The 14,099-nt window shown below is 62.0% G+C and carries 15 protein-coding genes; 13 read left to right on the plus strand and 2 right to left on the minus strand.

Features of this window, described 5'->3' with window-relative positions; translation table 11 throughout:
* Window positions 1-268: TOBE domain-containing protein (locus NF876_RS32765; protein ID WP_262272332.1), on the plus strand; the 268-nt coding region annotated here is incomplete at its 5' end.
* Between the two features lie 76 nt (window positions 269-344).
* Here NF876_RS32765 and NF876_RS32770 read toward each other — a convergent pair.
* Both NF876_RS32770 and NF876_RS32775 read right to left on the minus strand, forming a co-directional pair.
* Window positions 345-1,541, minus strand: coding sequence for a mandelate racemase/muconate lactonizing enzyme family protein (locus tag NF876_RS32770; protein WP_262272333.1), 1,197 nt, complete (start codon window positions 1,539-1,541; stop codon window positions 345-347).
* 97 nt (window positions 1,542-1,638) lie between these two features.
* Window positions 1,639-2,415, minus strand: coding sequence for an IclR family transcriptional regulator (locus NF876_RS32775; RefSeq protein ID WP_262272334.1), 777 nt, complete (start codon window positions 2,413-2,415; stop codon window positions 1,639-1,641).
* A 188-nt stretch (window positions 2,416-2,603) separates the two neighbouring features.
* Here NF876_RS32775 and NF876_RS32780 point away from each other — a divergent pair, with 188 nt between their 5' ends.
* The 12 genes from NF876_RS32780 (at window position 2,604) to gbd (ending at window position 13,902) form a co-directional block, all read left to right on the plus strand.
* Entirely contained in the window at window positions 2,604-3,035 is a 432-nt protein-coding gene (locus NF876_RS32780; protein WP_262272335.1) for a VOC family protein, read from the plus strand.
* 163 nt (window positions 3,036-3,198) lie between these two features.
* Complete coding sequence (locus NF876_RS32785) at window positions 3,199-4,359, plus strand: mandelate racemase/muconate lactonizing enzyme family protein (RefSeq protein ID WP_262272336.1); 1,161 nt, start codon at window positions 3,199-3,201, stop codon at window positions 4,357-4,359.
* Between the two features lie 60 nt (window positions 4,360-4,419).
* Window positions 4,420-5,637 carry an amidohydrolase/deacetylase family metallohydrolase gene (locus tag NF876_RS32790; protein ID WP_262272337.1) on the plus strand — a complete coding sequence of 406 codons (1,218 nt, stop codon included), beginning with the start codon at window positions 4,420-4,422 and terminating at the stop codon, window positions 5,635-5,637.
* 193 nt (window positions 5,638-5,830) lie between these two features.
* Window positions 5,831-7,048 carry an ABC transporter substrate-binding protein gene (locus NF876_RS32795; RefSeq protein ID WP_262272338.1) on the plus strand — a complete coding sequence of 406 codons (1,218 nt, stop codon included), beginning with the start codon at window positions 5,831-5,833 and terminating at the stop codon, window positions 7,046-7,048.
* A 72-nt stretch (window positions 7,049-7,120) separates the two neighbouring features.
* A complete protein-coding gene (locus tag NF876_RS32800) occupies window positions 7,121-7,981 on the plus strand; it encodes a carbohydrate ABC transporter permease (RefSeq protein WP_262272339.1) in 861 nt (286 codons plus the stop codon).
* Window positions 7,978-8,892, plus strand: coding sequence for a carbohydrate ABC transporter permease (locus tag NF876_RS32805; RefSeq protein ID WP_262272340.1), 915 nt, complete (start codon window positions 7,978-7,980; stop codon window positions 8,890-8,892). Before NF876_RS32800 ends, NF876_RS32805 begins: the two co-directional genes overlap by 4 nt.
* Before the next feature lie 10 nt (window positions 8,893-8,902).
* Window positions 8,903-9,721, plus strand: coding sequence for an aldo/keto reductase (locus NF876_RS32810; protein ID WP_262272341.1), 819 nt, complete (start codon window positions 8,903-8,905; stop codon window positions 9,719-9,721).
* Between the two features lie 27 nt (window positions 9,722-9,748).
* Entirely contained in the window at window positions 9,749-9,922 is a 174-nt protein-coding gene (locus NF876_RS32815) for a hypothetical protein (protein WP_262272342.1), read from the plus strand.
* A gap of 57 nt (window positions 9,923-9,979) precedes the next feature.
* A complete protein-coding gene (locus NF876_RS32820) occupies window positions 9,980-10,729 on the plus strand; it encodes an RraA family protein (RefSeq protein WP_262272357.1) in 750 nt (249 codons plus the stop codon).
* A 321-nt stretch (window positions 10,730-11,050) separates the two neighbouring features.
* Entirely contained in the window at window positions 11,051-11,797 is a 747-nt protein-coding gene (locus tag NF876_RS32825; RefSeq protein WP_262272343.1) for an SDR family NAD(P)-dependent oxidoreductase, read from the plus strand.
* A 29-nt stretch (window positions 11,798-11,826) separates the two neighbouring features.
* Window positions 11,827-12,360 (plus strand): 2,4'-dihydroxyacetophenone dioxygenase family protein, encoded by a 534-nt coding sequence (locus NF876_RS32830; protein ID WP_262272344.1) that lies wholly within the window; start codon window positions 11,827-11,829, stop codon window positions 12,358-12,360.
* Between the two features lie 384 nt (window positions 12,361-12,744).
* Window positions 12,745-13,902 carry a 4-hydroxybutyrate dehydrogenase gene (gbd, locus tag NF876_RS32835; RefSeq protein ID WP_262272345.1) on the plus strand — a complete coding sequence of 386 codons (1,158 nt, stop codon included), beginning with the start codon at window positions 12,745-12,747 and terminating at the stop codon, window positions 13,900-13,902.
* The last annotated feature ends 197 nt before the right edge of the window (window positions 13,903-14,099 follow it).

Raw genomic sequence — 14,099 nt, forward strand, 5'->3', positions numbered from 1 at the left:
CGGGCAGCCGATCATCTACGGCATCCGGCCTGAGCACTTCATCCTGGACGATGCCAACGGGCTGCCGGCCGAGGTGGCGGTGGTCGAGCCGACCGGCTCGGAGACCCAGGTCTTCGCCAAGTTCGGCGGCGCCGACGTGGTGGGCGTGTTCCGCGAGCGCGTCGACGCGCAGCCCGGCCAGCAGATCCGCGTCACCCCCGATCCCAGGCTCGTCCACCTCTTCGACGAGCAGACCGGCAAGCGCCTGTCGTTCGGATTGCGACCATAGACGCATCACAGGATCGGACCTCCAGCCTCGTTGCGGTTCGGCTTCAAGTGCCGCGACACCATGGCCGTTGAGACGCTCATGAGAAAAAGTCGCGGTCGTCTTCGGTCAGGTATTCCTTCGCCCGATCAGGGATGAGCTCGACTCCCATGCCCGGCCGATCCGGAACGTCGATCATGCCGTTTCGGACGATAGGGCTGGGGAGCCCTTCCACGATCTCGCTCCACCATGGCGGATCCGCGGTTGTGTACTCAAAGGCAATGAAGTTGCCGGGAAGCGTGGCGCTCACCTGGATCAGGGCCGCGAGACCGAGCAGGCCGTTTGCGGTGCCATGAGGGGCGATCGTGATGCCATGCAGGTCGGCGAATTCAGCGATCCATTTCAGCTCGGCAATGCCCCCGACATCGGCGGGATCCGGACCGATCACATGCACCGCATGGGTTTCGATGAGTTCCTTGAAGTTCTGCCGCAGGTAGATCTGCTCCCCTGTGTGGATCGGGGTGACGGAGGCGCGGGTCAGCTCACGATAGACGCCCGCATTCACCCAGGGCGTATAATCGCCCGACAGCACGTCCTCGATCCACAGGAGGTTGAATGGCTCGAGCATGCGGGAAAGTCGAATGGCGTCGCCAAGCATCCAGCCGGGGCCGCAATCGAGCGCCAAGCCGACAGTGCTTCCCGCCACCTCCTTCATGGCGGCGACGCAGTCCACAAGGTGACGGAGCCCTTTCTCCGTCACAGGGCCACGGTCGAGAGCGCCGTGGAATGGGCTGGCATTCGGCTCGCCGTAATAGAAGTTCGGCACCTCCCGCTTCATCGGGGAGTGAAAGCCGATGGGCTGCTTGAAGATGGTGAACCCCTCGGGGAGCGCCATCATCCTGCGCATGTCGTCGGCGTAATCTTCCGGCCTGTGGCCCGCGAGAGGGAAGCGGATGGAGCCGTTGTAGACCCGCACCTTGTCGCGGACCTTGCCGCCGAGCAGCTTGTGAACGGGCAGGCCTGCGGCCTTGCCTGCCAGGTCCCACAAGGCCATCTCGACGGCGCTGACCGCCGCTCCCCATGGCTTGAACCCTCCGCGCTGCCTGATCTTGAGCATGACCCGCTCGACGAGAGTGGGATCTTCACCGACCAGCGCCTCGCGCAGAGCGAGGATGTGCGGCTTCAGGTAATGCTTCCATGTCTCTGCCTGGGCATAGCCCGATATGCCTTCGTCCGTGACGATCCGAACGACAGGGCTCTTGCCGATGATGGCGCATTTGAGATCGACGATTTTCATCTACTTCTCCGGCCCGCTGGGTCCGCCCCGAACGATGCGCTCTTCAAAGAGTGGAGCATCGGACCCCAAAGTGGGTCCACTTTTCGGGTCCGATGCTCTAGGCTGGCATCGCATTCGTCATGGCACGAGCGGTCTCGATGGCGGCGATGCGGATTTCCTCCATTCGGCTTGGCTCGGCACCGGCCAGGAACGGCACGCTCACAGCCGCGGCAAGCTTGCCTCCCTTGAAGAAGACAGGAGCCGCGAAGGCGCAGATGCTCGGCGCGCTCTCTCCCTTGTCCTGGGCCCAGCCGAGCCTCCTGATCCGCGTGAACTCGGCGCGCAGGCGCTTCGGATCGGTGATCGTCCTGCCGGTGTAGGCTGGGAGAGGTTCGGCGAGCCATTGGTTCAACCTCTCCGGCTCCATGTACGACAGCAGCAGCTTGCTCGCGGCACTCGCATGGATCGGCATGCGCTGGCCGGGCTTGACCGTCAGGGCGTATTCCCGCCGCCCTTGCGCAGCGGCCACGACGATGATGCCCTCATCATCGATGACGCTGAGCTTGACGCCTTCGCCGAGGTCGGCTGAGAGCTTTTCCAGGAAGGGCTGGCTGAACGCCGCGATATCGAAGTCGTTCGCGCGGGATGCGACGTGAGAGGCCAAAGCCAGAAGCCTCCGCCCGAGGCTGTAAGCCCCCGCCTTGTCGCGATACACCATATCGTGTCGCTGCAATGTATTGAGAATCCGGTAGACGGCGGTCCGCGGCAGATCGAGGAGGTCGGCCAGTTCCCGGATGGTCAGGCCGGCGCCGTTGTTGTGCTCAAGCGCTTCCAGGACCTGCATCATCCGATCGATAGCAGGGATCGTATGTTTGTTTTCTACGTCCTGCGTCATCTCGTCCATCATCGTCCAAGTCCGCTATTGACAAGTCTTAGTCGACCAGTACCATACATATTTGAACTGTCAAAATTCATATTTGAATAAGCGGCCGCTTTCAACAGGCCGCGGGAGGAGACGAAGATGGAGCAGGGCAGTCGTTCTGAACTCAGTCCATGGGGCGCGGTGGCCGGGATGCTGCTGCCATGCTGACGGTTTCGTCGATCGCTCATGTGGCCATCCGGGTGAAGGATGCCGCGCGGACCCTCGATTTCTACACGAACAAGCTCGGCTTCTCGGAAATGATGCGGCTTGACCGGGATGGACGGCTCTGGCTCGTCTATCTCAGGATCACGGACGATCAATTCCTCGAGGTCTTCCCCGAAGGGGAGGGAGAACGGGCGGCGGAACGGGAAGCTGTCGGCTACAACCACATGTGCCTGTCCGTTCCCGATATCGATCAGGCTCTGCGCGAGCTGGAGGCCAGCGGGGTTCCGCTGATCCGTCCCAAGACGCTGGGAGCGGACGGCAATTGGCAGGCCTGGATCGAGGATCCCGATGGACATCGGATCGAGCTCATGCAGATGGCTCCTGACAGCATGCAGGCGGCAGCCATCGCGCGGCTCAAGGGGGCCTGATCCGGTCAAGGTCCGCGTCATCCATCGGCGAACTCCACCCTGTGAGCGCGTAAGACGCCGAGAACGATAAAATGCTGATCGGCCTCCGGCCGACCTGAGCCAAAGCGTATGAAGCCCGCCTTGCTTCAAGAGCCGCGCCAAGGGCCGAGCTGGAGGAAACCGAATGAAAATCGTGGCACAGAAGGTGTTCGTCGCCAATGTCTCGCGCACGAACTTCGTATTCGTCAAGCTCTATACCGACGAAGGCATCGAGGGGATCGGGGAGGCCACATTAGAGTGGAAGACCAAGACCGTCGTCGCCGCTCTGGAGGAGCTGGAGCGCGTGCTCGTGGGGCGCGACCCGTTTGCGGTGGATGCTATCGTCGAGCAACTCCACCGTGACAGCTACTGGCGCACAGGCGCGGTCTTCCGCACGGCTCTGGGGGCGATCGAGGCGGCTCTGCTGGATATCAAGGGAAAAGCCCTCGGCGTACCGGTCTTCGAGCTTCTTGGGGGCAAGTTCCGCGATCGGGTGGCCTGCTATGCGAACCATTGGTTCTTCGGATCCGAGACCCCGGAGCAATATGCAGCCAATGCCCGCAAGGCCGTCGCCATGGGATATCGGGCCCTGAAGTGGGACCCCTTCGGGGCTGCCGATCTGGAAATGGACCGGCAGCAGCGCCGCACGACGATCGAGATCGTGGAGGCGGTGCGCGATGCCGTTGGCCCCGATGTCAACCTCATGCTCGACGTTCATGGGCGGCTGAATGTCCCCACGGCCATCGCCATGTGCAAGGCTCTCGAGCGTTACGACCTGACTTGGATCGAGGAGCCGACGCCCCCTGAAAGCATCGACGCGCTGGCGGAAGTCCGTGCCAGCAGTCCGGTTCCGATCGCAGCCGGCGAGCGCTGGTTCGAGCCCTCCCGCTTCATCGAAGCCCTGAACAAGAAGGCCGTCGACATCCTTCAGCCGGATGTCTCCCATGCGGGCGGTCTCGGCGAGACGAAACGGCTTGCGCATCTGGCGCATAGCCATCTGATCCCGGTCGCGCCGCATAATCCCGTGGGGCCCGTGATGAATGCCATGACGCTCCACATGTCTGTCGCCATCCCGAACTTCTCGGTCTTCGAGACGGTTTCCGTCGATGTTCCATGGCGTAAGGAGTTGGTGCGCGAGACCCTGCGGTTCGAGTCTGGACATATCCTCGTGCCCACGACTCCGGGCCTTGGCGTCGAGCTGATAGAGGAGGCGTGCGCGCGGTTTCCCTATGAAGACCACGATGTGCCGCTGTTCGATGGAACCATCAACACCCGCGGAATAGCCACCGGCGAAAAGACGTTCTGAGACTGGGAGTTTTGAAGAGGTCTGGGCTGTCGATGGAACGGTAAGCTTCCGAGGGCCGCGATGAGTCAGAGGTTGCTGATAAGGAATGGACGCCTTCTCGATCCCTCTTCCGGGCGCGACGGGATCCTGGATGTCGCAATAGCGGATGGCAAGATCGTAGGCCTTGCCCCCCAGATCGACCCTGACGGTTACCACGTGATCGACGCGACCGGTGCTCTCGTCGTGCCGGGCCTGGTCGATATGCACACCCATGCCTATTGGGGCGGCACTCTGCTCGGTGTGAAAGCCGACAAGGTCGGCCCGCGGAGCGGCGTGACAACGTGGGTCGACTGCGGCTCCAGCGGGGCGGCAACCTTCGAAGGCTTCTTTCACCATGTGATCAAGCCGAGCCGGCTGCGGATCATTCCCTTCATCAACCTTTCGTATATCGGACTCACTCCGGCCGGGAACCTGAGCATCGACGTCGGCGAGCTGTTCGATTGGCGGTTCGCGGACCTTCGCGAGCTGCGGCGCGTCAAGGCGGAATACGGATCCGTCATCGCGGGCGTCAAATTGCGAGCCAGCAACAACGCCTGTGGCGCAAACGGCCCTGTCGTGCTGCCGCTCGCGCGGGAGGCCGCGGACATCCTCGAGGTGCCGCTGATGATCCATATCGGGGCCGCTCCGCCGACGATCGACGAAGTCCTTCCGTATCTCAAGGCCGGCGATATTCTGACCCATATCTACAATCCGTCCGTCGGTGGATGCGTCCTCGACGAGCGCATGCGCCTGCGGCCGTCGGTGCGCGAGGCGCTCTCTCGCGGCGTCAAGATGGATGTGGGGCACGGCGGAGCGAGCTTCTCATTCGAGGTTGCACGGGCTGCCATCGAACAGGGCCTGCTCCCCGATGCGATCAGCACCGATATTCACGCGCACAACATCGACGGCGTCGTCAAAGACCTTCCGCACGTGATGGCCAAATTCATGTCGCTCGGCTTCTCCCTGGAGCAAGTGATCAGGCTGACGACGTGCTCTCCAGCCGACGTTCTCGGGCGGCCGGATCTCGGCCGGGCCGAGCTTGGAGGGGAGGCGGATCTGGCCGTGTTCCACGTCCGCCATGATCCCGTTCAACTCCATGACTCGCTCGGCGTCGGCAGGGAAGCGCCAGCCACACTCGCGTGCACGCTGACCCTGTGCAAAGGACGGATCGTCGATACGTTCGATGACGGGCGGGCGGAGGGCCGCGCCTACTCACCGGGTCAGAGCCGGAAAAGCCGGGATCATGGTGATCGGAAGTAATCGCGAACGCGAATGCCCCGGCGATGAAGTCGCGCAGGATAAACGGTTGACATCCATCTCACTTGGACCATAACTTGAGTTAATTTGAATTGGCCTTGTTCAAATATGAACCAATAGAGAAGCCAATCAGCTGGAATACCCGGCGCGCATCCGCGCAATGACGCAAGGCCGGTTCCTTCAGGGAGGAGAGAAGATGAAGACATCAAAAGTGTCCGTTGGTTTCCTGGCCGTCTCCATGCTGGCGCTGTCGGCCGGGAGCTGCCTTGCCGGTGACGTGGTTTGGTGGACGCCCAATTGGGGCGAGGCACGGGCCCGCGACTTGGCCGACAAATTCATGAAGGCGAACCCGGACACCAAGATCAAGATCGAGGTGACGACGTCCGATGGCTTGCCGCAGCGTGTCCTGACCACGTTGCAATCCGGTGCTGCGCCGGATGTCATCGAGGTGCAGCACGGATGGGTGAACGGCTATGCCCAGAACAACCTCGTCATTCCCCTCGACGATACGCTGCAGGACCGAGGTGACTATGTTCCCGCCGCGCTCGACTACGTCACCTGGAATGGGAAGCTCTGGGCGATCCCGTACCGCATCGAAACCCTTGCGGTGATTTACAACAAAGGCCACTTCAAGGAGGCAGGGCTCGATCCTGAGAAGCCGCCACAGACCTGGGACGAGTTCGTGAAATCCGCAACCACTCTGACCCGCGAAGGACGGTTCGGCTTCGCGATCACGGGTGGCGGTGAGGTGGGCAACACGATCTTCCGGTCGCTGCCCTTCATCTGGATGAACGGCGGAGACATCATCTCGAAGGATGCCAAGACGGCTCTCGTCAACAAGCCCGAGGCTGTGGAAGCGGTGAAGTTCTATACGGACTTCTACAAGAAGAAGATTTCTCCGACATCGACGCTGGAGAATGACGGCATTGCCAACCGGCGCCTGTTCATCGCCGAAAAGGTATCGATGTACCAGGCGGGTCAGTTCGACCTGGCTTCGATCCAGAAGGAAAATCCGAAGATCGACATCGGCGTGATGCAAATTCCCCATCCGCAAGGTAAGAATACCGCGGCCATTCTGGGGGGCTGGAGCTTCATCGTCCCGAAGAGTGCGAAGAATCCGGCAGAGGCAAAGAAGTTCATCCAGTTCCTGAACACGGCGGAGAATCAGGGTTACTTCACCGATACGTTCCCGGCGCGCGTCTCGTCGATGAAGCTTCCTCGTTTCGATGAACCGATCCTGGCAGGCTACAAGGCAATGCTGCCATATGGACGGCCTGCCCCAAGCCACAAGAACTGGGTCCAGATCACCCAGGCCTACTTCAACAGCGTCCAGGCCATCATGCTCGGCAAGGAAGAGCCGCAGGAGGCCATGGACAACGCGGCCGACGATATCCAGTCCCTGCTCGACGAGTAGGTCTCGCGAGCCCGAGTTCCAGGCTTCAGCGGCGCGTGCCGCTGAAGCCCCCTTCCATTCGAGGACGGTCTCATGTCTCGTCAATCGACAGGCTACTGGTTCATTCTGCCTGCGTTGGTGGTCCTGGCGATGCTGATTGCTTATCCAGTTGCCTACACGGGTCTGCTCAGCGTCACTGACAGCCAATCCAATTTCGTCGGGGTCAAGAATTTCGCCACCGTGCTCCGCTCCCGCGCGACGCCCCAGGCTTTCTGGAACACTCTGTATTGGGTCGGCGGCTCGATCGTCTTTCAAGTCCTGCTCGGGACCGCAACCGCGATCCTGCTCAATCAGAGCTTTCCCGGCCGCTCCGTCGTGCGCTCCATAGCGCTCATTCCCTGGGTCATCCCCAGCATTGTCGCGGCCACCACATTTGCGTGGATGTTCCACACCGAGTTCGGCATCATCAACTACATGATGACCGCGCCCGGTCTGATCGAGCAGCCCATCGGCTGGCTCACCAACCGCGACACCGTCATGCCGGTGCTCATCGCCATCAATGTCTGGAAGCTTTTCCCCTTCGTCGCCGTGATGGTGCTGGCCGGCCTGCAATCCATTCCCAAGGAGCTCTATGAAGCCGCTCGGGTCGACGGCGCCAACTTTTGGGAGGAGGTGCGCCACATCATGCTGCCGCAGGTGCAGCCGGTCCTGGTCGCCGTGACTCTGCTTCTGGTCATCTGGGGTCTCAACTCCATCACCATCATCTATGCCATCACGCGGGGCGGTCCGGCCAACAGCACCTTGATCACGCCGATTCAGATCTTCCGCATCGCCTTCGAGAACGTGCAGTTCAACCAAGCCGCGGCGTTGTCCGTGATGTTCTTCGCCGTCGCGATCCTGATCGTGTTTTTCTACATCAAGGCACTTGCCGCAGCTCCGGGAGAGGCGCGATGACCACGAATGCTCACGTGCTGCCGCCCAAGCAGGCCGCCGCAGCGGAAAACACCCCGTCATCCGCCAAGCAGGCCGGCAGGTCGGATCGCACCGGTCTTGGCACGCCGTTCATCGTCATCGGCTGCATTCTGCTGGTGGCGATATGCCTTTTCCCCTTCTGGTGGATGAGCCTCTCGTCAATAAAGACCCTGCGCGAGCTCTATACCGTTCCACCGATCTGGTGGCCCGCGGCGCCTACCTGGGGCAACTACCACAAGGTTCTCTTCGAATCGAACATTCCCCGCTATTTCCTCAACAGCGTGATCATCTCGGTCGGAGCGACCGGGCTGGCGCTGTGCCTGGCTGTGTTCGCGTCCTATGGCTTCGCGCGGTTCAACTTCAAGGGCAAGCCGCTCTTCCAGGCCTTCGTGCTCGTGGGTCAGCTGCTGCCCACCGCGGCTATCATCGTGCCGCTGTTCGTGACGCTGCGCGTGCTGGGATTGGTGAACACCTATTTCGGGCTGATCCTGGTCTACATGATCATCACGCTGCCCCTCTCGGTGTGGATGCTGACCAGCTACTTCAAGGCGATTCCGGTCGAGCTCGACGAGGCAGCAATCATCGACGGCGCCTCCCGCGTGGGCGTACTGTTCCGGATCACGCTTCCCCTCTCGAAGCCCGGGATCGTGGCCGTGGTGGTGTACTCCTTCGTGACAACCTGGAACGAGTTCATCTTCGCGCTGTGCTTCGCCAGCGATTCATCGGTCAAGACGCTTCCTATCGGGCTGGCGGAGTTCTCGACGGAGTTCAACACGGATTGGGGTGCGGTCATGGCGGCATCCGTGATCATGACCCTGCCGATCGCACTCTTGTTCCTGTCGATGCAGCGCCTGTTCGTAGGCGGCCTGACCGCCGGCGCCACCAAAGGCTGAGGAGCCATCCATGACAAGCATCGCCAACATGATCCCGGCCATTGGTCTCGGCACGTACGGGAGAACCGGAGATGCCGGGATGGCAAGCATCCTGGCGGCCCTCGAGATCGGCTACAGGCATATCGACACGGCCCAGAGCTACGATACCGAGCGACCTGTCGGTGAAGCCCTTCGCCGGTCCGGACTTCCCAGGGAGGAGGTCTTCATCACGACGAAGGTCGCCGATACGAAGCTCGACAGGGCGAGCTTCATGCCGAGTGTCGAAGCGAGCCTGGAGGCCCTCGGACTCGGCCATGTCGATCTGCTCCTCATCCACTGGCCATCCCAGAACAATGCGGTGCCCTTCGAAGACTACATGACGGAGCTCAAGCGGGCACAGGATCTCGGCCATTCCCGCTTCATCGGCATCTCGAACTTTCCGATCGCGATGCTGGAACAGACACGGGCACTTCTCGGAGACGGGGCAGTTGTCACCAACCAGGTGGAAATTCATCCCTATCTGCAGGCGCCGCGGCTCTCGAACTATGCGCGCTCGATCGGCCTTCCTCTCACGGCATACCAGCCTCTCGCACAAGGGGATGTAGGATCCGATCCCGTCCTGGCCGGCATTGGAGAGCGTCATGGGGTGACTGCGGCTGCGGTCGCCCTCGCTTTCCTGATGGAGGAGGGCCATGCCGTCATTCCGGCCTCGTCCAATGCCGTCAACCTGCGTGAGAACATGCGATCCCTCGAAGTGCGCCTCTCCGACGAAGAGATGGGGCTTATCCGGGCTCTCAACCGCGGCGAGCGGCGGATCAATCCGGCCAAATCGCCACGGTGGGACGACTGATGTCCAGCCAGGTCGAGATAGGACATCATGGATAGAGCATCCATCAGCAACGTGCAGAAGGTCGCGGCACTGTTCCGTGGCGGCATCCTGCCGCTGCCGTGGGGCGCGTTGCCTTCGCGCCACGTCTGGAACGCATCCATGATCTTCGACAGGCAAGCCGCCCAGCGGACCGCGCGTTTGGCGGGAAGGCGGGCCTCATGAACGGCCATGAGCTCATTGTCAATCCCTTCTCAACATGAGGATTTCAGAGTGCAACCTATCCCTCAGATCAAAGACATCGCGCGGCCTCCGCGCGAACTCTCGGACGCGCTGGCGCAGATCGGAACGGCCACTGCGAGTAGCGAGCTCAGCCTCATGGGCATTCGCGACCCGCAGATCCGTGGTCCGCTGCCGCTCAAGCAGGGGAGGTCAGTCGCCGGACCTGCGCTGACCTTGCAGTGCATGCCGAAGCGCGAGGACCTCTACGGTACCAACGAATACGAAAATCCCGAGCTGCAGCTGCACAGGCACGTGCTCTATCCGGCCCGAGCGGGTGACATGGTGATCGTCGACGCGCGCGGGGATATGGCCAGCGGCATTTTCGGGGAGATGATGCTGACCTTCTTCGCCGGCAGAGGCGGGGCCGGCGTGGTGGTCGACGGCTGCATCCGGGACTCGGCCAAGGCCAAGGAACTGGATCTTGGAATCTGGGTGAAAGGCGTGACGCCGAATTATCATGCCCAGACGAACCTGATCCCATTCGCGGTCAATGTTCCGATCGCCTGCGGCAACGTTCTGGTCATGCCGGGAGATATCGTCGTTGCCGATGACGACGGTGTCGTGGTCGTTCCGGTCGCGCTTGCGCCGAAGCTCATCGAGGTGGCGAGCGAACATGCTGAATGGGAGGAGTTCGCCCGCTATCGCCTCTCGCAGGGTGGCGATCTGCAGAAATATTATCCGCTGACGGAAGAGGTGCAGGAGGAATATATCGCGTGGCGCAACGCCCAGAATGGATCTGCCCGTACATGAGCGTTGCCGGTCTTTCACGCCGGGTCGGATGCCTGTCCTGGCCACGACGGCGTGTCGTGAGGCCGTTTGCAAGCGGATGGCGACGATGGCCGGCCATGCGCCTGTGACGCTGGATGAGCGTTTCCGACGGCTCGTTGATCCGACCTCCCGGCTTGAGAATTCCGACGAGGGATGCTTCTGGGCAGAAGGTCCTGCATACTTTCGGGCCGGGCGCCGCCACGTCGGGGACGACCTGCCCAACGGCCGTGTGATGCCCGACGACGAGACCTCCCACCCCGTCAGCCTGTTCTGGCGGATTCTCTTTCGACAGCGGAGGCTGTGATGACAATGGATACGTTCGCACCTCGGCTCTATGAAGGCCGGACCGTCCTGGTCACGGGAGGAACGAGTGGGATCGGGCTTGCTTGCGCGAGGGCCTTCCGGAACCTCGGGGCCGAGGTCGTCGCGACCGGAGCGACCCCATCCGAGCGCGACCGGGCTTCGGATGATGCCCAGAATGCCGGTCTGGTGTTCGAGGTTCTCGACGTGCGGAACGGTCCCGCGATCATAGACCTGCTCGAGCGGATGGAGCATCTGCATGTGCTGGTGAACGCGGCCGGGGTGATCCGCCGTGACATCGAACACGACCCGGATGTCTTCGCAGACGTCGTCGATATCAACCTGAATGGGGCGATGCGCGTCTGTTCGGCCGCGAGAGCAAAGCTGCGCCACAGCAGGGGAGCCGTCGTCAACGTCGCGTCCATGCTCAGCTTCTTCGGAGGAGCGAGAGTGCCCGCCTACAGTGCCTCGAAGGGTGGAATCGGCCAGCTGACGAAAAGCTTGGCTGCTGCCTGGGCATCGGACGGGATTCGGGTGAACGCCGTCGCGCCCGGTTGGATTGCAACGCCACTGACCAAGGATCTTCAGGCCGATCCGGAGCGCAACCGTGCCATCCTGGCCCGGACGCCGATGAACCGATGGGGACTTCCCGACGAGGTCGCCAGTTGCGTAGTCTTCCTCGGCTCGCCTGCCGCGTGCTTCGTGACGGGGGCGATTCTGGCAGTCGACGGCGGCTATCTCACCGTTTGATGATATCGCATCTCGCAGGAGCATATGGAATGTCAGAGCCCGAAGTCACTCCAAACAGCGACAAATGGATTCCCTACAAGCATTCCCAGCCGAAGGATTCTCCGCCGGAACTCGTGGTTCCGAACGCCATCCCGACAGATGAGCGGATATGGGTCCCGGTCGAGGAGAACGTGTGGTTCCGACCCCTGCTGCTCGCTGCATCACGCGGCTATTGGATGAACCTGTTGCGTGTGAGGAAGTCCGGCGTGCTTTCGCGCCATCGGCATCCTCAGCCGGTTCATGCCTTCGTGCTGAAGGGAGAATGGCGCTACCTGGAGCACGACTGGATCGCCAAAGAGGGATCCTATGCCTACGAGGCACCGGGAGAGACGCATACGCTTGTCGTTGATCCCCATGTGGATGAAATGATCACTCTTTTTCAGGTCAACGGGGCAATGATCTATGTCGATCCAGATGGCCAGGCCACTGGGTTCGACGATGTGTTCACTCGGATCGAGAAATGCCGCAATCATTATGCAACGAATGGCCTGGGAGCTGACTATATTGACCAATTCATTCGATAATGGGGCGGCGCCGAGCGTTGTGGCATGGTCCACCCGCGCCGTCGAGGTCGAATGCCTGGTCTTTCCGGGGCGACGGCCGATTGGAGGTTTGACGCGGAAGTCTCGTCGATCTTGAGTCGCCGATGTGAGATCCCGGCTATGTGAACATCGGCGGATGTTGAATCGAGAGCCCCCGAAACGTGCTTGTGCCGCCGCAAGCCGTTTCTCAGCAATGTAGGACAGCCGCGGAAGACGTTTCCCGGAGACGGTGACAGGTTGGCCATTGCTTGAGATGCCGAAATCGCCGAGGTTCGTGCAGTCGTGTCGATGGTTGCCCGGGCTTCCTGTCGAAGCGACGATCGGCGACCCAAGCGCATCGCGCGTGTCTAGGTCAGGAGAAACGGAATGTCACTGATTACCTATCTGACGACCATTCGCTTTGCGCCCGGGGCCATCGCTGGGCTCGGCGACGATCTGCGGGATCTGAATATCAGCAACCCGCTGATCATCGCCGATGCCGGTCTTGAGCGGGCCGGCCTGATTGATCGCCTCAGGAATGTGCTTCCGAACGGCTCCGACGTGCCGGCCTTCACGGGAACACCGACAAATCCGACCGAGGGGGCGGTTCTCGCTGCGCTCGATCTCTACCGCTCCGGCGGGTGCGATGGATTGATCGCCATCGGCGGCGGCTCGCCGATCGATCTGGCCAAGGGGGTCGCGCTGCTTTCCACCCATGGCGGCCCTCTGGAGGGCTATGCCGCGATTCTCGGTGGGATCCCGAAGATCACGGCAGCGGTCGCGCCTTTGATCGCCATCCCGACCACGGCGGGCACCGGCAGCGAGGTGGGACGGGCGGCTCTGATCACCCTGGAGGATGGGCGCAAGCTCGGATTCATCTCTCCCCATCTCATCCCTCGGCGGGCGATCTGCGATCCCGAGCTGACATTGGGGCTTCCCCCGGGTCTCACAGCGGCAACGGGCATGGACGCAATCACGCATTGCGTCGAGACCTTCCTGAGCCCGCGCTTCAATCCTCCGGCGGAAGCCATTGCCCTGGATGGCCTCGAGCGCGCCGTCAAGAACATCGAACGGGCGGTGACCCACGGTGACGATGCGGCGGCCAGGCACGAGATGATGATGGCTGCGCTGGAGGGAGGGTTGACCTTCCAGAAGGGCCTCGGCGCCGTTCACGCCCTCTCTCATCCTCTCGGCGGCCTGAAACAGGTCTCACTGCATCACGGGACGCTGAATGCCGTCCTGCTGCCTTTTGTCATCGCGTTCAATGAGAGGAATTGCGGCCCCAAATACGACGTTCTCCGCCGGCGCCTGGGGATCGAGCCCGGAGCGGATCTCGCCGATTTCTTCCGTGATCTCAATGCCCGCCTCGCAATGCCGGCGAGCCTCGCGGCGATGGGCGTCCCCCGCGTCACGCTCCCCGGCATTGCCGAAAGCGCGACCAAGGATCACTCTTCGGCCACCAACCCGCGACCGGCAAATGCCGGCGACTATCTCGCGATCCTGGAGGCGGCCTACGAAGGCGGATCTCCTCACGCCCTCACCTGAAGCATCGCTCAACCGGGCGATGAGGCGAAGACCACCCGAGGCGGGCCCTTCCGGCATGTGCGGCGCCAAGAGGTCGAACAGGGATCTGAACCCCTCCGGCAGGATTCATCGAGCAGCAGGAGCACGGCGGCGACGGACGGCTCTTCGGGAACAAATCCCGGCTCGTGCTGGTTGGCGGCCAACGGCCCGACCGATCG

Source organism: Microvirga yunnanensis (assembly GCF_025460875.1).

What these genes read in the sequence shown, in the direction of transcription:
- NF876_RS32830 (WP_262272344.1), top strand. Translation starts at nt 11,827, where the DNA reads ATGTCAGAGCCCGAAGTCACTCCAAACAGCGACAAATGGATTCCCTAC.
- NF876_RS32795 (WP_262272338.1), top strand. Translation starts at nt 5,831, where the DNA reads ATGAAGACATCAAAAGTGTCCGTTGGTTTCCTGGCCGTCTCCATGCTG.
- NF876_RS32800 (WP_262272339.1), top strand. Translation starts at nt 7,121, where the DNA reads ATGTCTCGTCAATCGACAGGCTACTGGTTCATTCTGCCTGCGTTGGTG.
- NF876_RS32775 (WP_262272334.1), bottom strand. Translation starts at nt 2,415, where the DNA reads ATGACGCAGGACGTAGAAAACAAACATACGATCCCTGCTATCGATCGG.
- NF876_RS32805 (WP_262272340.1), top strand. Translation starts at nt 7,978, where the DNA reads ATGACCACGAATGCTCACGTGCTGCCGCCCAAGCAGGCCGCCGCAGCG.
- NF876_RS32790 (WP_262272337.1), top strand. Translation starts at nt 4,420, where the DNA reads ATGAGTCAGAGGTTGCTGATAAGGAATGGACGCCTTCTCGATCCCTCT.
- NF876_RS32770 (WP_262272333.1), bottom strand. Translation starts at nt 1,541, where the DNA reads ATGAAAATCGTCGATCTCAAATGCGCCATCATCGGCAAGAGCCCTGTC.
- NF876_RS32810 (WP_262272341.1), top strand. Translation starts at nt 8,903, where the DNA reads ATGACAAGCATCGCCAACATGATCCCGGCCATTGGTCTCGGCACGTAC.
- NF876_RS32815 (WP_262272342.1), top strand. Translation starts at nt 9,749, where the DNA reads ATGGATAGAGCATCCATCAGCAACGTGCAGAAGGTCGCGGCACTGTTC.
- NF876_RS32785 (WP_262272336.1), top strand. Translation starts at nt 3,199, where the DNA reads ATGAAAATCGTGGCACAGAAGGTGTTCGTCGCCAATGTCTCGCGCACG.
- gbd (WP_262272345.1), top strand. Translation starts at nt 12,745, where the DNA reads ATGTCACTGATTACCTATCTGACGACCATTCGCTTTGCGCCCGGGGCC.
- NF876_RS32780 (WP_262272335.1), top strand. Translation starts at nt 2,604, where the DNA reads ATGCTGACGGTTTCGTCGATCGCTCATGTGGCCATCCGGGTGAAGGAT.
- NF876_RS32825 (WP_262272343.1), top strand. Translation starts at nt 11,051, where the DNA reads ATGACAATGGATACGTTCGCACCTCGGCTCTATGAAGGCCGGACCGTC.